The 21,122-nt window shown below is 65.9% G+C and carries 15 protein-coding genes, 1 other RNA gene and 4 pseudogenes; 10 read left to right on the forward strand and 10 right to left on the reverse strand.

Features of this window, described 5'->3' with window-relative positions; translation table 11 throughout:
• Positions 1-11 precede the first annotated feature (11 nt).
• From rpsA to gyrA, 6 genes and pseudogenes are all read right to left on the reverse strand, one after another.
• Positions 12-1,696 (reverse strand): annotated as a pseudogene (gene rpsA, locus ACFJI0_RS07025) (30S ribosomal protein S1).
• A 181-nt stretch (positions 1,697-1,877) separates the two neighbouring features.
• Positions 1,878-3,929, reverse strand: coding sequence for a bifunctional 3-phosphoshikimate 1-carboxyvinyltransferase/cytidylate kinase (locus ACFJI0_RS07030; RefSeq protein WP_382323922.1), 2,052 nt, complete (start codon positions 3,927-3,929; stop codon positions 1,878-1,880).
• Between the two features lie 35 nt (positions 3,930-3,964).
• Positions 3,965-4,843 carry a prephenate dehydrogenase/arogenate dehydrogenase family protein gene (locus tag ACFJI0_RS07035; protein WP_291114849.1) on the reverse strand — a complete coding sequence of 293 codons (879 nt, stop codon included), beginning with the start codon at positions 4,841-4,843 and terminating at the stop codon, positions 3,965-3,967.
• Positions 4,843-5,940 carry a prephenate dehydratase gene (gene pheA / locus ACFJI0_RS07040; protein WP_291114832.1) on the reverse strand — a complete coding sequence of 366 codons (1,098 nt, stop codon included), beginning with the start codon at positions 5,938-5,940 and terminating at the stop codon, positions 4,843-4,845. Before pheA ends, ACFJI0_RS07035 begins: the two co-directional genes overlap by 1 nt.
• A 4-nt stretch (positions 5,941-5,944) precedes the next feature.
• A complete protein-coding gene (gene serC / locus ACFJI0_RS07045) occupies positions 5,945-7,051 on the reverse strand; it encodes a 3-phosphoserine/phosphohydroxythreonine transaminase (protein WP_382323923.1) in 1,107 nt (368 codons plus the stop codon).
• A pseudogene (gyrA, locus tag ACFJI0_RS07050) lies at positions 7,051-9,703 on the reverse strand (DNA gyrase subunit A). The gene serC and the pseudogene gyrA overlap by 1 nt, the downstream one beginning before the upstream one ends.
• Before the next feature lie 260 nt (positions 9,704-9,963).
• On the opposite strand from gyrA, the gene ompA reads away from it, so the two are divergent.
• From ompA to ssrA, 4 genes are all read left to right on the forward strand, one after another.
• A complete protein-coding gene (gene ompA, locus ACFJI0_RS07055) occupies positions 9,964-10,611 on the forward strand; it encodes an outer membrane protein OmpA (protein WP_291114826.1) in 648 nt (215 codons plus the stop codon).
• Between the two features lie 70 nt (positions 10,612-10,681).
• Positions 10,682-11,389, forward strand: a complete 708-nt coding sequence (ubiG, locus tag ACFJI0_RS07060; protein WP_382323924.1) for a bifunctional 2-polyprenyl-6-hydroxyphenol methylase/3-demethylubiquinol 3-O-methyltransferase UbiG — start codon at positions 10,682-10,684, stop codon at positions 11,387-11,389.
• Positions 11,386-12,057, forward strand: coding sequence for an HAD-IA family hydrolase (locus tag ACFJI0_RS07065; protein ID WP_382323925.1), 672 nt, complete (start codon positions 11,386-11,388; stop codon positions 12,055-12,057). Before ubiG ends, ACFJI0_RS07065 begins: the two co-directional genes overlap by 4 nt.
• A gap of 13 nt (positions 12,058-12,070) precedes the next feature.
• Positions 12,071-12,447: a transfer-messenger RNA gene (gene ssrA, locus ACFJI0_RS07070) on the forward strand.
• A 62-nt stretch (positions 12,448-12,509) separates the two neighbouring features.
• Here ssrA and ACFJI0_RS07075 read toward each other — a convergent pair.
• Together ACFJI0_RS07075 and ACFJI0_RS07080 are read right to left on the reverse strand one after the other, a co-directional pair.
• The gene (locus tag ACFJI0_RS07075; RefSeq protein ID WP_382323926.1) at positions 12,510-12,854 is read right to left on the reverse strand and encodes a DUF2062 domain-containing protein; all 345 of its coding nucleotides are present in this window, start codon (positions 12,852-12,854) and stop codon (positions 12,510-12,512) included.
• Positions 12,745-13,242 carry a DUF2062 domain-containing protein gene (locus ACFJI0_RS07080; RefSeq protein ID WP_382323927.1) on the reverse strand — a complete coding sequence of 166 codons (498 nt, stop codon included), beginning with the start codon at positions 13,240-13,242 and terminating at the stop codon, positions 12,745-12,747. Before ACFJI0_RS07080 ends, ACFJI0_RS07075 begins: the two co-directional genes overlap by 110 nt.
• On the opposite strand from ACFJI0_RS07080, the gene ACFJI0_RS07085 reads away from it, so the two are divergent.
• The gene (locus ACFJI0_RS07085; RefSeq protein WP_382325555.1) at positions 13,193-13,942 is read left to right on the forward strand and encodes a pseudouridine synthase; all 750 of its coding nucleotides are present in this window, start codon (positions 13,193-13,195) and stop codon (positions 13,940-13,942) included. The two genes, ACFJI0_RS07080 and ACFJI0_RS07085, sit on opposite strands and share 50 nt — an antisense overlap.
• A 17-nt stretch (positions 13,943-13,959) precedes the next feature.
• Here ACFJI0_RS07085 and ACFJI0_RS07090 read toward each other — a convergent pair whose 3' ends face one another.
• The gene (locus ACFJI0_RS07090) at positions 13,960-14,688 is read right to left on the reverse strand and encodes a hypothetical protein (protein ID WP_291114818.1); all 729 of its coding nucleotides are present in this window, start codon (positions 14,686-14,688) and stop codon (positions 13,960-13,962) included.
• A gap of 226 nt (positions 14,689-14,914) precedes the next feature.
• On the reverse strand, positions 14,915-15,727 hold the full coding sequence (locus ACFJI0_RS07095) for an alpha/beta fold hydrolase (protein WP_382323928.1): 813 nt from the start codon (positions 15,725-15,727) through the stop codon (positions 14,915-14,917).
• An 84-nt stretch (positions 15,728-15,811) separates the two neighbouring features.
• On the opposite strand from ACFJI0_RS07095, the pseudogene ACFJI0_RS07100 reads away from it, so the two are divergent.
• From ACFJI0_RS07100 to glnL, 5 genes and pseudogenes are all read left to right on the forward strand, one after another.
• Positions 15,812-16,709 (forward strand): annotated as a pseudogene (locus tag ACFJI0_RS07100) (EI24 domain-containing protein).
• Entirely contained in the window at positions 16,706-17,521 is an 816-nt protein-coding gene (locus ACFJI0_RS07105) for a competence/damage-inducible protein A (RefSeq protein ID WP_382159086.1), read from the forward strand. Before ACFJI0_RS07100 ends, ACFJI0_RS07105 begins: the two are co-directional and overlap by 4 nt.
• A 265-nt stretch (positions 17,522-17,786) precedes the next feature.
• Positions 17,787-19,202, forward strand: coding sequence for a type I glutamate--ammonia ligase (gene glnA / locus ACFJI0_RS07110; protein ID WP_291114810.1), 1,416 nt, complete (start codon positions 17,787-17,789; stop codon positions 19,200-19,202).
• A 326-nt stretch (positions 19,203-19,528) separates the two neighbouring features.
• A complete protein-coding gene (locus tag ACFJI0_RS07115; RefSeq protein WP_382323929.1) occupies positions 19,529-19,939 on the forward strand; it encodes a hypothetical protein in 411 nt (136 codons plus the stop codon).
• A pseudogene (glnL, locus tag ACFJI0_RS07120) lies at positions 19,936-21,094 on the forward strand (nitrogen regulation protein NR(II)). Before ACFJI0_RS07115 ends, glnL begins: the two are co-directional and overlap by 4 nt.
• Positions 21,095-21,122: the final 28 nt, after the last annotated feature.

Genomic DNA, 21,122 nt, shown 5'->3' on the forward strand with positions numbered 1-21,122 from the left:
CCGGTTTCGCTTCAGTTCTGGTTGTTGTCCAGCTTGGCGCGCAGCAGGGCGCCCAGGCTGGTCGTGCCGGCGTTTTCGCGGGAAGACTGCTGGCTCAGGTTGCCATGGCTTCCTGCTGGTCGGCGGCGTCCTTGGCCTTGATCGACAGCTGGATGTTGCGGGTCTTGCGATCCACGTTCACCACCACGGCGTTGACTTCGTCGCCTTCCTTGAGCACGTTGCGCGCATCTTCCACGCGGTCACGGCTGATTTCGCTGGCGCGCAGGTAACCCAGCACGTCTTCGCCCAGATCGATCTCGGCACCCTTGGCATCCACGGTCTTGACCTTGCCGGTCACGATGGAGCCCTTGTCGTTCACCGACACGAAGGTGGTGAACGGGTCGCCGTCGAGCTGCTTGATGCCCAGGGAGATGCGCTCGCGCTCCACGTCGATGGCCAGCACGATCGCTTCGACTTCCTGGCCCTTCTTGTAGTTGCGCACGGCGGCTTCGCCGGGCTCGTTCCAGGACAGGTCGGACAGGTGCACCAGGCCGTCGATGCCGGCGGCCAGGCCGACGAACACGCCGAAGTCGGTGATCGATTTGATCGGGCCCTTGACGCGGTCACCGCGCTTGGTCTGCTCGGCGAATTCGTGCCAGGGGTTGGCGCGGCACTGCTTCATGCCCAGCGAGATGCGGCGCTTGTCTTCGTCGATGTCGAGCACCATGACTTCGACTTCGTCGCCCAGCGACACCAGCTTGGACGGGGCCACGTTCTTGTTGGTCCAATCCATTTCGGAGACGTGCACCAGGCCTTCGATGCCAGGCTCGAGTTCCACGAACGCGCCGTAGTCGGCGATGTTGGTGATCTTGCCGAACATGCGGGTGCCTTGCGGGTAGCGGCGCGAAACGCCCATCCACGGGTCGTCGCCCATCTGCTTGAGGCCCAGCGAGACGCGGTGCTTCTCGGTGTCGAACTTGAGGATCTTGGCGGTGATTTCCTGACCGGCCGTGACCACTTCGCTCGGGTGGCGCACGCGGCGCCATGCCATGTCGGTGATGTGCAGCAGGCCGTCGATGCCGCCGAGGTCCACGAACGCACCGTATTCGGTGATGTTCTTGACCACGCCGTGCACGATGGCGCCTTCCTTCAGGGTGTCCATCAGCTTGGCGCGTTCTTCGCCCATGGAGGCTTCCACCACGGCGCGGCGGCTCAGCACCACGTTGTTGCGCTTGCGGTCGAGCTTGATGACCTTGAATTCCAGGGTCTTGTTTTCGTACGGGGTCAGGTCCTTGGTCGGACGGCTGTCGACCAGCGAGCCCGGCAGGAAGGCGCTGATGCCGTTGACCATGACCTTGAGGCCGCCCTTGACCTTGCTGGAGGTCGTGCCGGTGACGAATTCGCCGGATTCGAGCGCTTTTTCCAGCGACATCCAGGAAGCCAGGCGCTTGGCCTTGTCGCGCGAGAGCAGGGTGTCGCCGAAGCCGTTTTCCACGGAGTCGATGGCGACGGAGACGAAGTCACCGACCTGCACTTCGAGTTCGCCCTGGTCGTTCTTGAATTCGGCCAGAGGCACGTAGGCTTCCGACTTCAGGCCAGCGTTGACCACCACGTGGTTGTGCTCGATGCGCACGACCTCGGCGGTGATGACTTCGCCCGAGCGCATTTCAGCGCGTTTCAGGGACTCTTCAAACAGGGCGGCAAAAGATTCAGACATTGAATTTCCTAAACCACTCAGCGTCGGTGCAACAACCACGGGAAATGCGGCTGGAACGGATGCGACGTGTGGGCGGCGTTGACGTTGCGGTGCGTGACACCGCGGGGTTAAGTGAAAAGAACCTTCGGGCCTGCGGGCAGGGAACGCCCGGCTGTGCCGTCAGGGCCATCAAGAAGCGCGCTCAGTTGCCCGAGAACGCCGTTTTGCCTTGCCACCAGTTCAACACCTGCTGCACCGATTGCTCGATGTCCATGCCGGAGTTGTCCAGTTCCAGGGCGTCTTCGGCGGGCTTGAGAGGGGCGTGTGTGCGGGAGGTGTCCCTCAGGTCACGCGCTTTCAGGTCTGCCAAAAGACTGTCGATGTTAGCAGCAATTCCCTTTGAAATCAACTGCTTATGGCGCCGTGCGGCGCGTTGCTCGGCGCTGGCGGTGAGGAACACCTTCAGCGGGGCGTCCGGGAAGATCACCGTGCCCATGTCGCGGCCGTCGGCCACCAGACCGGGGAGCTGGCGAAAGGCGTGCTGCAGGCCCAGCAGGGCCTCCCGCACGGCGGGCACGGACGAGACCCGGGAAGCCGCCATGCCGGCGGTTTCGCTGCGCAGGTCGTCGGTCACGTCCTGGCCCTCGAACAGGGTGCGCAGGCCTTCGAAGCGCACCTGCAGGCCGGCGGCGAGCTCGCCCAGGCGGCGCGCGTGCCCGGGGTCCTTCAGGTCGGGTTCGGCGGTGGACAGGCCGGCTCTTTCAGCCGCCAGCCCGACCAGGCGGTACAACACCCCCGAATCCAGCAGGTGGTACCCGAGCTGTTCGGCCACCTCGGCCGAGAGGGTGCCTTTGCCGGAGGCGGTGGGGCCATCCACGCAGATCACGGGGATGTGCTCCCTGGGCGTGGTGCAGACCTGGAACAGGGTCTCGAAGTAGTCCGGGAAGGTCTTGGCGACGCACTTGGGGTCTTCGATGCGCACCGGCAGCTTCGCCGGGTTGAATGCGGCGAGCGAAAAACACATGGCGACGCGGTGGTCGTCGTAGGTGTGGATCGACGCCGCACGCCAGTCCTGCGGGCGGGCGGGCGGCGTGATGCGGATGAAATCCTCGCCTTCCTCCACCGTCGCGCCGAGCTTGCGGCATTCCTTGGCCATGGCGGCGATGCGGTCGGTTTCCTTGACGCGCCAGCTGGCGATGTTGCGCAGCGTGGTGGTGCCGTCGGCGTACAGGGCCATGGCCGCCAGCGTCATGGCGGCATCGGGGATGTGGTTGCAGTCCAGGTCGACGGCCTTGAGCGGCCAGGCCCCGCGCTGGATGTGCAGGCGGTTGGCTTCGCCCGAGACCTTGGCGCCCATGAGGCGGGCGGCTTCGACGAAGCGGATGTCGCCCTGGATGGACGACAGGCCGACGCCTTCGATGGTGATGCCGTCGGTGCCCGGCGTGGCGGGCGCGAGGGCGCCCAGGGCGATGAAATAGCTGGCTGACGAGGCATCGCCTTCAACCGCGATGCGGCCGGGCGACTGGTAGCGGCTGCCGGCGGGGATGGTGAAGCGCTGCCAGCCGTCGCGCCGCACGGCCACGCCGAAGCGCTCCAGCAGGTTGAGCGTGATCTCGATGTAGGGCCGCGAGATGAGTTCTCCCACCACGTCGATGACGATGTCGCGCTCCTGCGCCACCAGGGGCAGGGCGAGCAGCAGGGCGGTGAGGAATTGGCTGGACACGTCGCCACGCACGCGGATGGGCTGGTCCAGCCGCAGGGCGTGGGTCCGACCATCGCCGAGTTTCAATGGGGGATAGCCTTCGTTGGCGAGGCAGGCCACGGGGCAGCCCAGCTGGCGCAGCGCATCGACCAGGTCGCCGATGGGGCGCTCGTGCATGCGCGGGACGCCGCTGAGTTCGAAGGTGCCGCCATGGCGGGTGGCCAGCAGGGCCAGCGAGGCGGTGAGGGGCCGCATCGCGGTGCCGGCGTTGCCCAGGAACAATTTGGCCTGGGGCACCGGCAGGGCGCCGCCCAGGCCATGCACGCGCAGGGCGCCGTTGGGTTGCGGTTCGATGCGGCAGCCCAGTTCGGCCAAGGCCTTGAGCATCACCTGCGTGTCGTCGGAGTCGAGCAGGTCGGCGATGTCGGTGTGGCCCACGCTGAGCGCGGCGAGCAGCAGCACGCGGTTGGAAATGCTCTTGGAGCCGGGCAGGCGCACAGTGCCGCCGGCGCTCGCCAGCGGCGGGATGTCGAGGTGGGAAATGGCAAACATGCGCGAAGGTGAGGAAGCGTCGCCCGGGGCGCCGCTCAGCTGCGGGGCTTGACGGCGGTCATGCGCCAGCGCGCGCGCGCGCTGCTGGCCTGTTCGATCAAGGCTTCGAGGGCGTCGGGGTTGCCGGCATTGATGGCGGTCTCCAGGGCGTGCAGCGCGCGCTGGAAATGGCGCGACTGCGCCAGCAGCTCTTCGCGGTTGGACATGAGCACGTCGCGCCACATCGCCGGGTCGCTGGCCGCGATGCGGCTGAAGTCGCGAAAGCCCGGGCCGGCCAGCGAGAGGAAATCCGGCCCATCGGACTGGCCCTGGATGGCGTTCATCAGGGCGAACGCCACCATGTGCGGGAGGTGGCTGACGGCGGCATAGGCCGCATCGTGCGCTTCCGGCGACATCTGCTTGACGTGGCAACCGAGCGCGGTCCAGAGCTGGCTGGCCTTCTCGAGCTGGGCGGTCAGCGTGCGTTCGATCGGGGTGAGGATGACCTGGCGGCCGTGGTACAGGTCCGCGTCGGCGTGCTCGACGCCGGCGACTTCCTTGCCAGCGATCGGGTGGGCGGGAACGAAGACACCGACCTGGTCCTTCAGCACACGGCGCGCGGCGTCGATCACCTCGCGCTTGGTCGAGCCCACGTCCATGATCAGCACGTTGCCGCGCACCAGGTGGCGAATGGCTTTGAAGGTGGCTTCGGTGGCCGAGACCGGCACCGCGAGCAGCACGAGATCGGCGCCCGAGACCGCCAGCAGCGCCGACGGGGCCTCGACGTCGATCACGCCCAGCTGGCGCGCGCGTTCGGTGGTGGAGGGCGACTTGCTGTAGCCCACGACGCGCTTGACCAGCCCGGCGCGCTTGAGCGCCAGCGCGAAGGAGCCGCCCATCATGCCGCAGCCGATCAGTCCCAGTTGTTCAAACATCATTCGCTCACCGGGTATGCGCCCAGCACCTTGTAGAAGGCGCAGAGACCTTTGAGTTCCTCCAGCGCGGCGGCCACGTGCGGCTGCGACGGGTGGCCCGCGATGTCGATGTAGAAGTAGTACTCCCACTGGCCCGACTTGGCCGGGCGCGACTCGAAGCGCGTCATGGACACGCCGTTGTTCTTCAGCGGCACCAGCAGGTCGTGCACGGCACCGGGGCGGTTGGGTACCGACACCACCAGGCTGGTGCAATCGCGTCCCGAGGCGGGCGGCATGGCCAGGGTCTGCGGCAGCGAGATCACGGCAAAGCGCGTGCGGTTGTAGGCCTCGTCCTGAATGGCGTGCGCCACGATGTGCAGCCCGAACTGGGCGGCGGCGCGTTCGCTGGCCAGGCCGGCCCAGGCCGGGTTCTCGGCCGCCAGCCGCGCGCCTTCGGCGTTGCTGGAGACCGCGCGGCGCTCGGCGTTCGGCAGGTGTTGCGTGAGCCAGTTCTGGCACTGGGCCAGGGCCTGCGGGTGGGCCATGACGACTTCGATGCCATCCAGGTGATTGACCTGGCGCAGCAGGTTGTGGCGGATCAGCAGGCTGACTTCGCCCACCACGTGCACAGGCGAGCGCAGGAACAGGTCCAGCGAACGCGCCACCACGCCTTCGGTGGAGTTCTCCATGCCCACGACGCCGAACTGCGCCGTGCCGGCCGCGGTGGCGTGGAACACCTCGTCGAAGTTGGCGCAGTAGATCAGGTTGGCCGCGCCGCCGAAGAATTCGATCGCCGCCTGTTCGCAGAAGGTGCCCTGCGGACCGAGCACGGCCACGCGCTGCGGCGCTTCCAGCGCCAGGCAGGCGGACATGATCTCGCGCCAGATCGAGGCCACGTGCTGGTTCAGCAACGGCCCCTGGTTGGCGCCCTGGATCTTCTCGATGACTTGCGCGACGCGGTCCGGCCGGAAAAAGGGCGAGCCCTCCGCGCGCTTGATGTCGCCGACCTGTTCGGCCACGCGAGCGCGTTGGTTGAGCAGGGCCAGCAACTGCTGGTCCAGCGCGTCGATCTGCACGCGCAGGGTGCCCAGGGCTTCGGACTGTGAGGGAAGGGTCATCGGTTCAGGCCTGTGTTTGTTCGAATTGGCGCATGTAGGCCACCAGGGCGCGCACGCCCTCGATCGGCATGGCGTTGTAGATGCTGGCGCGCATGCCGCCCACGGATTTGTGGCCCTTGAGCTGCAGCAGACCGGCCGCCTTGGCGCCTGCGAGGAAGGCCTCGTTGCGCGACTCGTCGCGCAGGAAGAAGGGCACGTTCATGCGGGAACGGCAGTCCTTGGCGACCGTGTTGCTGTAGAAGGTCGACTGGTCGATGAAGCCGTACAGCAACTCGGCCTTGGCGATGTTGCGCGCCTCCATGGCCGCCACGCCGCTCAGGTTGCCTTCGGTCTGGCGCTTGAGCCATTGGAAGGTGAGGCCGGCCATGTAGATGGCGAAGGTCGGCGGCGTGTTGTACATGGAGTGGTTGTCGGCCACGGTCTTGTAGTCGAACGCGCTGGGGCAGGTTTTCAGGGCGTGGCCCAGCAGGTCTTCGCGGACCACCACGAGCGTGAGGCCGGCCGGCCCCAGGTTCTTCTGGGCGCCGCCGAAGGCCAGGCCCACGCGCGACCAGTCCACCGGCCGCGAGGCCACGTGGGAAGAGAAATCGATGGCCAGCGGCACATCGGATCCGAGTGCCTTCAGGTCGGGCAACTCGTGCACTTCCACGCCGTTGATGGTCTCGTTGCTGCACAGGTGCACGTAGCGCGCGCTGCGGTCGAGTTGCCAGGTCGCCGGCGCGGGCAGGGTGGTGTGGTGGTCGGCTTCGTTGCTGGCGGCCACGCGCGCGTCGCAGTAGCGGCGCGCTTCCTTCAGCGACTTCTGGCTCCAGCTGCCGGTGACCACGAAGTTCACCGTTTGCCCGCGCGACAGGTTCAGCGGCACGATGGCGTTTTCGGCCAGACCACCGCCCTGCATGAAGAGGATGCGGAAGTGCTCCGGCACGGCGAGCAGCTCGCGCAGGTCGGCTTCGGCGGCCTTGAGGATGGCGCCGAACTCCTGCCCGCGGTGGCTCATTTCCATCACGCTCATGCCGCTGCCGTGCCAGTCGAGCATTTCGGCCGCGGCCTGCTGCAGCACCTCGGCGGGCATGGCCGCCGGGCCGGCGGAGAAGTTGTAGGGCCGCGCCATCACGGCTCGGTGCCCGCGTCGTCGGCTGCGCCCGCTCCGTTCGTGTCGTCGCCCAGCTCAGGCACGTTGGCGTCGTTCTCCACGATGCGCTGCAGGCCCGAGAGTTCGGAGCCTTCGTCCAGCGCAATCAGCGTCACCCCTTGCGTGGCGCGACCCATTTCGCGGATCTCGGACACGCGGGTGCGCACCAGCACGCCCTTGTCGGTGATGAGCATGATCTCGTCGTCGTTGTGCACCAGCGTGGCCGCCACGACCTTGCCGTTGCGCTCGCTCTGTTGAATCGCGATCATGCCTTTGGTGCCACGGCCATGGCGGGTGTACTCGGCGATCGGCGTGCGCTTGCCATAGCCGTTGATGGTGGCGGTCAGCACGCTCTGCTCTTCGTCCTCGGCCACCAGCATGGCGATCACGCTCTGCGTGTCTTCGATCAGCATGCCGCGCACGCCGCGCGCGTTGCGGCCCATCGGGCGCACGTCGTTCTCGTCGAAACGCACGGCCTTGCCGCCGTCGCTGAACAGCATCACGTCGTGCTGCCCGTCGGTCAGGGCCGCGCCGATGAGGAAGTCGCCCTCGTCGAGGTCCACGGCGATGATGCCGGCCTTGCGCGGGTTGCTGAACTCATCGAGCGCCGTCTTCTTGACCGTGCCCATGGAGGTGCGCATGAACACATAGCGGTCGGACGGGAAGCTGCGCATCTCGCCGGTCAGCGGCAGCACCACGTTGATCTTCTCGCCTTCCTGCAGCGGGAACATGTTGACGATCGGGCGGCCGCGCGAACCGCGCGAACCGGCCGGCACTTCCCACACCTTGAGCCAGTACAGCCGGCCACGGTTGGAGAAGCACAGGATGTAGTCGTGCGTGTTGGCGATGAAGAGCTGGTCGATCCAGTCGTCTTCCTTGGTGGCGGTGGCCTGCTTGCCGCGGCCGCCGCGCTTTTGCGAGCGGTATTCCGACAGCGGCTGGCTCTTGATGTAGCCGCTGTGGCTGAGCGTGACCACCATGTCGGTTGGCGTGATCAGGTCTTCGGTGGCGAGGTCTTGCGCGTTGTGCTCGATCTCGCTGCGGCGCGCGCCCAGCTTGGTCTGGCCGAACTCCTGCTTCACGATGATCAGCTCTTCGCCGATGATGGTCGAGACCCGCTCGGGCTTGGCCAGGATGTCCAGCAGGTCGTCGATCTCGCCCATGACCTCCTTGTACTCGGCCACGATCTTGTCCTGCTCCAGGCCGGTCAGGCGCTGCAGGCGCATCTGCAGGATTTCCTGGGTCTGGGTCTCGGACAGCCGGTACAGGCCGTCTCCACCCATGCCGAACTCGCGTTCCAGGCCGTCGGGCCGGTAGTCGTCGGCGTTGATCACGCCGCCATCGGCGCGCGTGCGGGTGAGCATCTCGCGCACCAGCTGGCTGTCCCAGGGGCGCGCCATGAGTTCGGCCTTGGCGACGGGCGGCGTGGGCGACTCGCGGATGATGCGGATGAACTCGTCGATGTCTGCCAGGGCCACGGCGAGGCCTTCGAGCACATGGCCGCGCTCGCGCGCCTTGCGCAGGTTGAACACCGTGCGGCGGGTCACGACCTCGCGGCGGTGTTCCAGGAAGACCTGGACCAGGTCCTTCAGGTTGCACAGGCGCGGCTGCGCCATCGACCAGGGCCACCATGTTGATGCCGAAGGTGTCCTGCAGTTGCGTCTGCTTGTACAGGTTGTTGAGCACCACTTCCGGCACTTCGCCGCGCTTGAGTTCGATCACCAGGCGCATGCCCGACTTGTCCGACTCGTCCTGGATGTGGCTGATCCCCTCGATCTTCTTTTCGTGCACCAGTTCGGCAATGCGCTCCTGCAACGTCTTCTTGTTGACCTGGTAGGGCAGTTCGTCCACGATGATGGCCTGGCGCTGGCCACGGTCGATGTCCTCGAAATGGCACTTGGCGCGCATCACCACGCGGCCCCGGCCCGTGCGATAGCCGTCCTTGACCCCGTTGATGCCGTAAATGATGCCCGCCGTGGGGAAGTCGGGCGCGGGAATGATCTCCATCAATTCGTCGATGGAGGCCTCGGGGCTCTTGAGCAGGTGCAGGCAGGCGTCCACCACCTCGTTGAGGTTGTGCGGCGGGATGTTGGTGGCGATGCCGACCGCGATGCCGGCCGAGCCGTTGACGAGCAGGTTGGGCAGGCGCGACGGGAGCACCAGCGGCTCTTTTTCCGAACCGTCGTAGTTGGGACCGAAGTTGACGGTCTCCTTGTCGATGTCCGCCAGCATTTCATGGGCGATTTTCGACAGGCGGATTTCCGTGTAGCGCATGGCGGCGGCGTTGTCGCCGTCGACGGAGCCGAAGTTGCCCTGGCCGTCCACGAGCATGTGCCGCAGCGAGAAGTCCTGCGCCATGCGCACGATGGTGTCGTACACCGCGCTGTCGCCGTGCGGGTGGTACTTACCGATCACGTCGCCCACGATACGGGCCGATTTCTTGTAAGGGCGGTTCCAGTCGTTGTTGAGCTCGTGCATCGCGAAAAGCACGCGCCGGTGCACCGGCTTGAGACCATCCCGCGCGTCGGGCAGGGCGCGCCCCACGATCACGCTCATGGCGTAATCGAGGTAGCTGCGCCTCATTTCCTCTTCAAGACTGATGGGCAGGGTCTCTTTGGCGAACTGTGTCATGAGCGAGGGAATAGGTGCGTAGATGGACCGGAGGGCAACCTGCGATTTTAGACGGCGCGTTCTCCTACAACTTCTTGGGTCGTTTGTTGTACATCCACAACGAATGACGTGACCTGCTGTATCCGGCGACAACGCCGCATTGGCCGGCGGGCCGGGCATTCCGTGCTTGTGGCACAATAAATTCCAGCGTTTTTAGTGGTGGTCACTTGAAGCGTCGTTCTTGTCACGCAGTCTGTCTGCGGCTTATATAGAGGAAAACCATGAAAAAACTTAACAAAGTGGCAATGCTGTTGGCAACCGCCGCCATGGCAACGGCCGCCGGCGCCCAAACCATCGACAACTGGCGCAATGGCACCAGCGAACTGGTTTGGAAAAACGGCACCAATGAACTCTGCTGGCGCGATGCCAACTGGACGCCCGCCACCGCCGCACAAGGTTGCGACGGCGCGATCGTTCCTGCCGCTGCTCCGGCTCCCGCACCGGCTCCCGCTCCGGCTCCTGCCGCAGCCCCTGCACCCGCACCGGCTCCCGCACCCGCACCGGCTCCCGTGGCGTCCAAGGTGACCTACGCTGCTGACGCCTTCTTCGACTTCGACAAGGCTGTGCTCAAGCCCGAAGGCAAGGCCAAGCTGGACGATCTGGCTGGCAAGGTGTCCGGCATTGCTCTGGAAGTCGTGATCGCTGTGGGTCACACCGACTCCACCGGCGCTGCTGGCTACAACCAGAAGCTGTCCAACCGCCGCGCTGAAGCCGTCAAGGCCTATCTGGTGAGCAAGGGCATCGAAAGCAACCGCATCTACACCGAAGGCAAGGGCCTGACCCAGCCGGTGGCCGACAACGCCACCCGCGAAGGCCGCGCCAAGAACCGCCGCGTGGAAGTCGAAGTGGTCGGCACCCGCAAGAACTGATTCCCTTCAGTTCCGGTCCAAAAACCGCGCTTCGGCGCGGTTTTTTTATTGTGCTGGCGATAATCAACGCATGAATCCGAACGTCAATGCCGATCCGGCCGAGCTGGCCAAATTCTCCGATCTCGCCCATCGCTGGTGGGATCCCGACAGCGAGTTCCGTCCCCTGCATCAGATCAATCCGCTTCGCCTGGGGTGGATCGATGGATTGGCGGGATTGGCGGGCAAACGGGTGCTGGACATTGGCTGCGGCGGAGGCATCCTGTCCGATTCCATGGCGCGCAAAGGTGCCGACGTGACGGGCATCGACCTGTCCGTCAAGGCGCTGCGGGTGGCGCAGTTGCACGCGCTGGAGGCGGGCACCGCCAACGTCAGCTACAAGGAGATCAGCGCGGAGGCCATGGCGCTGGAGCAGCCTGGCGAGTTCGATGTGGTGACCTGCATGGAGATGCTGGAGCATGTGCCCGACCCCGCGTCGGTGGTGCGCGCCTGCTCCACCCTGGTGAAACCCGGAGGCTGGGTGTTTTTCTCGACCCTCAACCGCAACGCCAAGGCCTTCCTGTTCGCGGTGCTCGGGGCGGAGTACCTGCTGCAGCTGTTGCCCAAGGGAACGCACGAGTACGCGAAATTCATCCGCCCCAGCGAGCTGGCGAGCTATTGCCGGGCCGTGGGTCTGGAACTCGATCAGACCCGGGGCATGGAATACAACCCCTTGACGCAACGCTATTGGCTCAGCGCCGACACCAGCGTCAACTACCTGTTCGCCACACGCAAACCATGACTGTTTTTCGAGGGGTGCACGCCGTCCTGTTCGACCTGGACGGCACGTTGATCGACAGCGCATCGGATCTTGGGTCGTCTGCCGATGGCATGCGGGTGAGCCGGGGCATGGCCTCGCTGCCGCTGGAGCAATACCGGCCTCATGCGGGCTCCGGGGCACGGGGCATGCTGCATGTGGCGTTCGGCATCACGCCCGAGCACGCGGACTACCCTGCGTTGAAGGAAGAGTTCTTTGGTGCGTACGAAGTCTGCATGACCCAACGCACGGCGCCGTTCGACGGCGTGGCCGATCTGCTGGCCCGCCTCGTGGACGGTGGGCTTCGTTGGGGCGTGGTCACCAACAAGTCGCAGCGGTTCACGAATCCTCTTTCGCGGGCCATGGCGCTCTTCGAGACCGCTTCTGTCGTGATCAGCGGCGATACCACGCCCCATGCCAAACCGCATCCCGAGCCCTTGCTGGAGGCGGCGCGCCGGTTGCAGCTGCTGCCGAGCCAGTGCATCTACGTGGGCGATGACGAGCGCGACATCCGGGCGGGCAAGGCGGCGGGCATGCCGACGGTGGCTGCTCGGTACGGTTACCTCGGCTATGGTGCCGACGTGGCCAGCTGGGGTGCGGACGCGGAGGTTTCTTCGCCCCTGCAGCTCTTGAAATTGCTGGAACTGCCTTAAACTCTGTCTTCCTGGGGCTGCACTGGTTTCGACGTGGGTTCGGACGCGCAGCAGGGCATGTCGAGGTTCTGTCACCTCGTTAATCCGCAGAAAAAAACCAACTGCAAACGACGAACGTTTCGCACTCGCCGCTTAAACACCGGTGAGCCTCGCAACAGCAGGCCGATGGGCTGGGCAAGGGGGTCGCAAGACCTCCCGGCTGCGAGGTAATTCACATTGGCTGGCTCTGCGTCGGGCACCTTGGCGCAGGGTGAGATTCAAGGATGCTGGCTTCCCGTTTAGCGTGCCACTGCGCGACTCGGGCGGCGAGACCCAAAACAGACGGCTACACATGTAGAACTGCTCGAAGAAGGCTTGCGGACGGGGGTTCGAATCCCCCCAGCTCCACCATCTATTGAAAAGCCCACCCGGTGCCGGGTGGGTTTTTTTCGGCCCTGCGAAGCTAGCGGCCTTCAGGTGTCCGGCGAAGAGCGCTCGCGCAGCCGTCGCTTGCGTTCCCAGCGTGTCTTGAGAATCCACAGCCCGCTGATGAGGACGTAGACGGTGAGCCCGCTCAAGGTGGCAATGATCGCCAGACCCACGGCCAGCGGCTTGCCGGCTGTCCTCAGGTGCTCGACACCTCGGGCGAGGCGCTGCGACCAGGTTGGGCGCGCTCCCTCGGCCTTCTCCTCTTCAGCCCGCACCCTCTCAAGCGCGGCCATCGCCTCGCTCTCCGTCACGCGAGGTTCGCCCAACACCACCTTGCCGAGGCGGTAGGCGCCGTAGTAGACCGGCCCGAAGGTCACCGGATTCGTCACGAAGGTGCTGCGCCACCGCCATCGGCAGGTTCGCCCTGAGGAGCACGGCCGCGGCGGCCGACAGGGGCATTTGCGCGATCGGGACGAGCAGGCCGAAGAAGATGCCCACGGCCACGCCCATGGCGATGCCTTTGCGACTGAAGTGCCACAACCTGGGCTGGTGCAACACCGGCCCCATCCAGCGCAGCCAGCGGTGGTGGCGCAGTCCGTCCTGTGTGCTGAGCCAGGTCTTGATCCGTTGCTTCATGCGCAAAAGTGAGGGTGCCCACGGAGGGCGGCCTGCCATTCTGGTGTGTCGTGGTCTGAGTCGGGCGAGCGGCGACAATTCCCGCACCATGATGCAATTGCAGGACATTCTTTTTTCCCAGGGCTTCGGCACCCGCCGCATCTGCAGCGGCCTGGTGCAGCAAGGGCTGGTGTCGGTGGGTGAAGACAGCTCTCCGTGTACCGATCCCTCAGCTCTCTTCGAGGAGGAGGGGCTGGTGTTTCGCGTGCAGGGTGAGGTCTGGCACTACCACGCACGCGCCTACCTGCTGCTGCACAAGCCCGCGGGCTACGAGTGTTCGCAGAAGCCCAGCACCTACCCCAGCGTCTACACCCTGTTGCCTGGGCCCTTGCGCCAGCGCGGGGGCGGGGCTGCCGCGGGCGTGCAGGCGGTCGGTCGGCTGGACCAGGACACCACGGGCTTGCTGCTGCTGTCCGACGATGGCAAGTTCATCCACCGGCTGACGTCGCCGCGCCACCACGTGCCCAAGGTGTACGAGGCCCAGGTCAAGCATCCACTGGATGCGCGGCAGATCGGCCGCTTGCTGGCAGGGGTGGTGCTGGACGACGATCCCCAGCCGGTGAAGGCCGAGGCGTGTGAAGCCGTCAGCGAGCTTCACCTGCGGCTGACCTTGACGGAGGGCAAATACCACCAGGTCAAGCGCATGGTGGCGGCCGTCGGCAACCGGGTGGAAGGCCTGCACCGGTCATCCATCGGCGCTCTGGTGCTGTCGCCCGAGCTCAAGGCGGGTCAGTGGCGGTGGCTCACCGCGGCGGAGGTGCTGGCGCTCACGCAGAAGGCCCCCGGTGCGGCGAGCGCCTAGCAGGCGGCGCGCCAGGCTTAGAGCAGATCGCCCTTGCGGCTGTCCAGCGGCATGAGGAAGGAGTTTTCCTGCCACTGCGAGTTGAAGTCGCTGCGCGGGTCGCCGGTGGTGCTGTTGGGCCAGTTCGACAGCGGGCTGAAATCGCTGTTGCGGTTGCTTCGCTGGCGCGTGAGCGCGGTGCGCAGGTTGGCCTGCGCGGCGATGATGGCGCGCTCTTCCATTTCGCGCTCGCGCATGGAGTGGTTGAGCGAGGACTCGCCCAGGAACTCGGCCCGGATTTCGGCAACCGTGGGCAGGCTGTTGGAGCGCACGACCCAATAAGGCAGGCCGCACTGGGTCAGCAGGGAGTGTTTGAGCGTGCGGGTGCTGCGCGGCAAGCCAGCGCTGCCCGGTACGTCCAGGCAACCCAGCACGCGCCCATCCGAGCGGCAGACGGTGAAGGTGCAATACACGCCGCCGAGCAGCTTGTACCAGTCCATGCCTTGCTCCTTGTCGCGCGGCAAGGTGAAGCGCGTGACCGGCAGCTTGATCATGACGTGGTGGTCGTAGAAGGCGCGCGCCAGCCAGTGCCAGACGCGGGCTTCTTCACTGTTGGCCAGCGCGCGGGTGCTCAGCGGCCAATGCTTGGGAATGCGCCGCCGTTCCCGCGCCTGCTTGTCGACCCAGACGCGGTGCAGGAATGCCCCCAGGGCCAGCAGAGCGGGCGCGAGCACGGCAAGCAGCCATGGGTTGTTCCAAGTATTCATGTGTGGCGGAGGGGTGGCGTCTATTTGTATCAAAGTGTAGAGGTTTGCCGGACCTTCGGCGGGGCTTTGTGGCCTTGTGTGTACGCGTTTCGTGTGAATTTCTTGGGGTTTTGAGGTCGTTTGATGCAAATGGCGGTATGGCGCGCCAGGCCGGCGGCGCCCGCGTCCGGCCAACGTTCCATTGTGCCCAACTGCGCGTCGGGCGTGCATCCCCCAGGCGGGGAAATCAGCCCAAGCGGGCCAGAAAATCCGCCACGGCGCGGGTCAAGGCCTCAGGCTGATCGCGGTGGGGGCTGTGGCCGCAATCGGGCAGCTCGATGCGTTGCGCATGCGGCGCCGCCAGCGCGATCTCGTCCAGCTGGGCCAGGGTGCCGTACTCATCGCCCAGGCCTTGCGCCAGCAGCAAGGGGGCGGTGATGGCCTGGCATTCGGCGCGGATGTCGAACTGGCGGAAGGCCGGACTGAGCCAGACGTCGTTCCACTGCCAGAAGGCGTTGTCCACGTCGGCGTGGTAGCGCGAGAGGCGCTGGCGAAGCCCGTCGGGATCGCCTTCGTACAAGGTCTTGGCTTGGGCGATGGCGTTCAGCGCGATGTCTTCGATAAACACGTGGGGCGCCACTGCCACGCAGGCCGCGACCGGGTGCCGGCTGGCGTGCAGCAGGGCGATGGTGGCGCCATCCGAATGGCCTACGAGCACGGGCTCGGGCACGCCCAGGGCTTGCAGCAGCGCAGGCAGAACCTGCCAGGCTTCGTGGTGCATGTAGTCGGGCTCGTGGCGGCCGATGTGCCAGGACCCCTGCCACCGGGGTTGGCCGCGCACGTCTGCCACGGGGTCGGACTGGCGATAGCCCCGGCGCGAGTACAGCCAGCCCGCGCGGCCTGTGGCGGTGCAAAGCTCGGCGGGCCAGTGCCGGCCGCGCTGCTGCCACATGGCCACGCTGCCCAGGCCTTCATGCAGGAAGACCAGGGGGGCACGTTCCGCCGGCCCCGGAATGTGAGCCACTTCCAGGCCAATGCCCGCGATGTCGATGTGTTTCATGGGGCTCGATCCTAGCGTCGCAGTGATCGGCGCGAGGGCCGCCCGCGGGGTGGCCTGACATGGATTGGATGTATTCTTGCCGGCATGTCCTTGCTGTTCGATTCCTTCTGGCGCGCCATCGCCTATTGCATGCATCCGCGGGTGATCGCACTGTCGTTTCTCCCGCTGATCCTGATGGTGGTGCTGTCGTTCGGCCTGGGTTACTTCTTCTGGGAAAACGCCGTGGCCTCGGTGGCGGCGTGGCTGGAGGCGTTTGACCTCATCCAGATGTTCCTCGGTTGGCTGGAGCGCCTGGGCCTGGGCTCGCTGCGCACCGTGTTCGCGCCGCTGCTGGTGCTGGTGCTGCGCACCCCCGTCATCGTGCTGTTGTGCCTGTTGCTGGTGGCGATGTTCATGACGCCCGCCATGGTGGAGCTGGTTGCGCCAGCGCCGCTTTCCCAGCCTGGAGCGCAAGCACGGTGGGTCTCTGCTGGTGAGCGTGTTGTGGTCGCTCGGCTCCACGCTGCTCGCGGTGCTGGCCTTGATCGTGTCCATGCCGCTGTGGCTGGTGCCACCCCTGGTGCTCATTCTTCCGCCGCTGATCTGGGGCTGGCTCACCTACCGGGTGTTCGCGTTCGACGCGCTGGCCACGCACGCCAGCGGCGACGAGCGCAAGGCCATCCTGCGCGAGCACCGCGGCAGCCTGCTCGTCATGGGCGTGCTCAGCGGCTACCTGGGCGCCGCGCCCAGCCTGCTGTGGGCTTCGGGTGCGATGTTCATTGCACTGGCCCCCTTGCTGGTGCCTGTGGCGATCTGGATCTACACCCTGGTGTTCGCATTCGCCTCGCTCTGGTTCGCCCATTTCTGCCTGACCGTGCTGCAGCGCCAGCGCGCGCAGGCCACGGTGGAGGTGCGGGACGCCGAACCCAGCCCACCGGCCCCATTGACCTTGCCTGCCCAGGAACCAGGGTCCTCATTCAACCAGCCACCCACCCTTTCATGACACCCACCTTCGGCCTGATCATCGTTGGTGACGAGATCCTTTCCGGCAAGCGCAGCGACAAACACCTTCCCAAGATCATCGAGTTGCTGGCGCAGCGCGGCCTGACCCTGTCCTGGGCCAAGCTGGTCGGCGACGATCGCGACCGCATCACCGCCACGCTGAGCGACGCGTTCGCGGGCAGCGACGCCGTGTTCTGCTGCGGCGGCATTGGCGCCACGCCCGACGACCACACGCGCCAGTGCGCCGCCGCCGCGCTGGGCGTGGACCTGGCCCTGCACCCGCAGGCCAAGGAACTGATCGAGTCCCGCATGCGAGACACGGCCGCCGAGCGTGGCGAGGTCTTCGATCCCGAGCGGCCGGACAACGTGCACCGCTACAACATGGGCGTGTTTCCCGTGGGCGCTCGCCTCATCCTCAACCCGTACAACAAGATCCCCGGTTTCAGCTGCGACGGGGCGGGGGGCGGCAGCGTGCATTTCGTGCCCGGCTTCCCCGTCATGGCCTGGCCCATGATCGAAGGCGTGCTCGATACCGAGTACGCGCAATGGCATCGCCAGGGCGCCTGGCAGGAGCGTTCGGTGATCGTGTTCGGCGCCATGGAGGCCACCCTGACCCCGCTCATGGAGCAGATCGAGCAGGCCCATGCCGTGAAGGTCTTCAGCCTGCCCAGCGTGGACCACCCTGAGTACGGCCGGCACATCGAACTGGGGGTGAAGGGCGCCACCGAGGCGGTGGCGCCGGCCTACGCCCAGCTGCTCGCGGGCCTGCATCGGCACGACGCGAAGCTGGGCCCTGAAATGGTGCGAAATTGAGTTGCACCAAATCGGTGCAATTGACGGGTGCACCCAATGGGTGCGACCGGGGGCGATAACGCCCGACAAGGTGCAACGCACGGTCTTCCCAGGGCTTCGATGCCTGCCGGCCGACCCTTTGTGGCGCATGGCTGGGCCATAATTCCCGCTGTCCCGTGAAGCCGGGGGAGCCAGCGCCCGCGCATGACCCACTTTGTGGCACACATTCTGCTTATCAGCAGCGTCGTTTTCAATTTTTCCACTCACCCAGCTACAGGAGTATTTGATGGCCAAGACCGTCGCAGACGTGATGCAAATGGTGAAAGACAACGAAGTGAAGTTCGTTGACTTCCGCTTCACCGACACCCGGGGCAAAGAACAGCACGTCACCGTGCCCGTGTCTCACTTCGACGAAGACAAGTTCAGCTCGGGCCACGCGTTCGACGGTTCTTCGGTGGCTGGCTGGAAGGGCATCGAAGCCTCCGACATGCAGCTCATGCCCGACCCCAATACCGCCAACATCGACCCCTTCTTCGAAGAAACCACGCTGTTCCTGCAATGCGACGTGATCGAGCCGGGCGACGGCAAGGCCTACGACCGCGATCCGCGTTCCATCGCCAAGCGCGCCGAGGCCTACCTCAAGGCCTCCGGCCTGGGCGACACCGCCTTCTTCGGACCGGAACCTGAATTCTTCATCTTCGACGGCGTGCGCTGGAGCAACGAACCCGGCCGCGTGATGTGCGAGATCGAGGAGTACGAAGCTCCCTGGAACAGCGGCGCCAAGCTCGAAGGCGGCAACCGCGGCCACCGTCCCACCGTCAAAGGCGGCTACTTCCCCGTGCCCCCGGTCGACAGCACGCAGGACATGCGCGCCGAGATGTCCCTGATCCTCGAATCGCTGGGCATCCCGGTTGAAGTGTTCCACCACGAAGTGGCGGGCGCTGGCCAGAACGAAATCGGCACCAAGTTCAGCACGCTGGTCGAGCGCGCCGACTGGACGCAGGTGCTCAAGTACGTGGTGTGGAACGTCGCCAACGCCTACGGCAAGACCGCGACCTTCATGCCCAAGCCCTACGCCGGCGACAACGGCAGCGGCATGCACGTGCACCAGTCGATCTGGAAGGACGGCAAGAACCTGTTCGCCGGTGACGGCTACGCCGGCCTGAGCGATTTCGCCCTGTACTACGTGGGCGGCATCATCAAGCACGCCCGTGCGCTCAACGCCATCACCAACCCTGGCACCAACTCCTACAAGCGCCTGGTGCCTGGCTTCGAAGCCCCGGTGAAGCTGGCCTACTCGGCCCGCAACCGTTCTGCCTCGATCCGCATCCCGTACGTGGCGAACCCCAAGGGCCGCCGCATCGAAGCGCGTTTCCCAGATCCTTCGGCCAACCCCTACCTGGCCTTCTCGGCCCTGATGATGGCGGGTCTGGACGGCGTGGAAAACAAGATCCACCCGGGCGAAGCCGCCACCAAGGACCTGTACCACCTGCCGCCCGAAGAGGACAAGCTGGTGCCCACCGTGTGCCACAGCCTCGACCAGGCGCTGGAGTACCTCGACAAGGACCGCAGCTTCCTGACCAAGGGCGGTGTGTTCACCGACTCCATGCTCGACGCCTACATCGAACTCAAGATGGGCGAAGTCACGCGTTTCCGCATGGCGCCGCACCCGGTCGAGTTCGACATGTACTACAGCCTGTGATGGCTTGCCCGGCTCTGCCGGGCTGCCAGGGCCATCCCGAAAGGGGCCATGCAAGTGGCCCCTTTTTGTTGCTCGGGCGGTCAATCGCCACCGTTCACACGCTGGCACGGCACTTTTGAAACAGTTTTCGGTCATACTGAAAAACGCATATCGGTGCGCCCGCCCATACCCCAAACCGTTTCCTGGAGTTGATGTCACCTTGAATCCGATGCCTTCACTCACGATCCGGTCGCTGGCCGTGCGCAACGCTCGCGCTGTGCGTCCTGGAAGCCCATGCCCAGGCGCGCATCTACCGTTGCGGCAACGAATACACGAACGACGCGCAGGTGGCCAAGTCCAAGGGTTGCAGCCCCATGGAGGGCGGCAACATCACCATCATCGAAGGCACCCGGCCCACGCCGCCGCGCGCCACGCCCGCAGCGGCCGCCCCACGCAACGGCAGCGCCAACGAACGCGTCGACTCGGCCGCGCAGCGCGCGCGCGACAGCGATGCGCGCGCCATCCTCGAGGCCGAACTGCGCAAGGCGCAAGAGCGCCTGGCGCTCGCGCGCAAGGAGTACGCCAACGGCGAGCCCGAGAAGCAGGGCATCGAGTCGCGCAACTACCAGCGCTACCTCGACCGCGTGGCCGAACTCAAGGCCGCCGTGGCGCGCGCCGAGAGCGACGTCGCCGGCCTGCAGCGCGAATTGAATCGACTGCCGGGGTCCGCCAACGCCGTCGGTTCTGCCGCAAAATGACCGGCTTGAAAAAGCCCAACTTCCCCTCCCTTCTTCCCACTTTCCCGCGCCGGGCCCCGGCCGACCCGGACGGGTCGGCTGCCGGACGCAAGTCCCCCTCGGTGTCGTCCCGTTTCCAGTCCCTCGACCTGCTGGCGCACCCTGGTGGCCGTGGTGGATCAGCACGGTGGCGTGCTCTACGCCAACGCGGCGCTGGAGGATGCGCTGGGGATGTCCCGACGCAGCATCACGGGCGCGCTGCTGCAGGACTGCTTCACCGAACCCCCGCTGCTGGAAAACGCCTTGCAGGGCGCGAGCGGCAACCAGTTCGCCGCGCTGCGCTACGACGCCTGGCTCAAGCGCCTCAACCACGAAGCCCTGCCGGTGCACGTGGTGGTGGCGCAGACCGACAACCCGGGTGAGGTGATCGTCGAGCTGCTGCCGCTGGAGCAGCAGGCGCGCCAGGAGCGCGAAGAGCGGCTGATCGATCAGGCGCAGGCGAACAAGGAACTCATCCGCAACCTCGCGCACGAGATCAAGAACCCGCTCGGCGGCATTCGCGGTGCGGCCCAGTTGCTGCAGATGGAGCTGGAGTCCCGCGAGTTGATCGAGTACACCCAGGTCATCATCCACGAGGCGGATCGGCTGCAGTCGCTGGTGGACCGCCTGCTCGCGCCGCACCGCCGGCCTCACGTGGTGGGCGACGTGAACATCCACGAGGTGTGCGAGCGCGTGCGCTCGCTCATCCTGGCCGAGTTTCCCAAGGGCTTGAAGGTCGTGCGCGACTACGACACCTCCATCCCCGAGTTCCGCGGCGATCGCGAGCAGCTCATCCAGGCCGTGCTCAACATCGCGCACAACGCCGCGCAGGCGCTGAGCGAACGCATCGCGGCGGGCGATGCGCGCATCGTGTTCCGCACGCGCGTGGGCCGACAGGTGACGTTTGGTAAACAGCGCTATCGGCTGGCACTGGAATTGCATGTGATCGACAACGGGCCTGGCGTTCCAGACTCGATCAAGGACCGCATCTTTTTCCCGCTCGTGTCGGGGCGGGATGGCGGCTCCGGCCTGGGGCTCACGCTGGCGCAGACCTTTGTCCAGCAGCACCATGGATTGATCGAGTGTGAGAGCGTGCCGAACGAGACGGATTTCAAGATTCTGATTCCGTTGCCCTAGCCGTCACCGACCGTCGAACGCCGCGCCA

The organism is Hydrogenophaga sp. UC242_53 (genome assembly GCF_042696965.1).
Lineage (GTDB): Bacteria > Pseudomonadota > Gammaproteobacteria > Burkholderiales > Burkholderiaceae_C > Hydrogenophaga.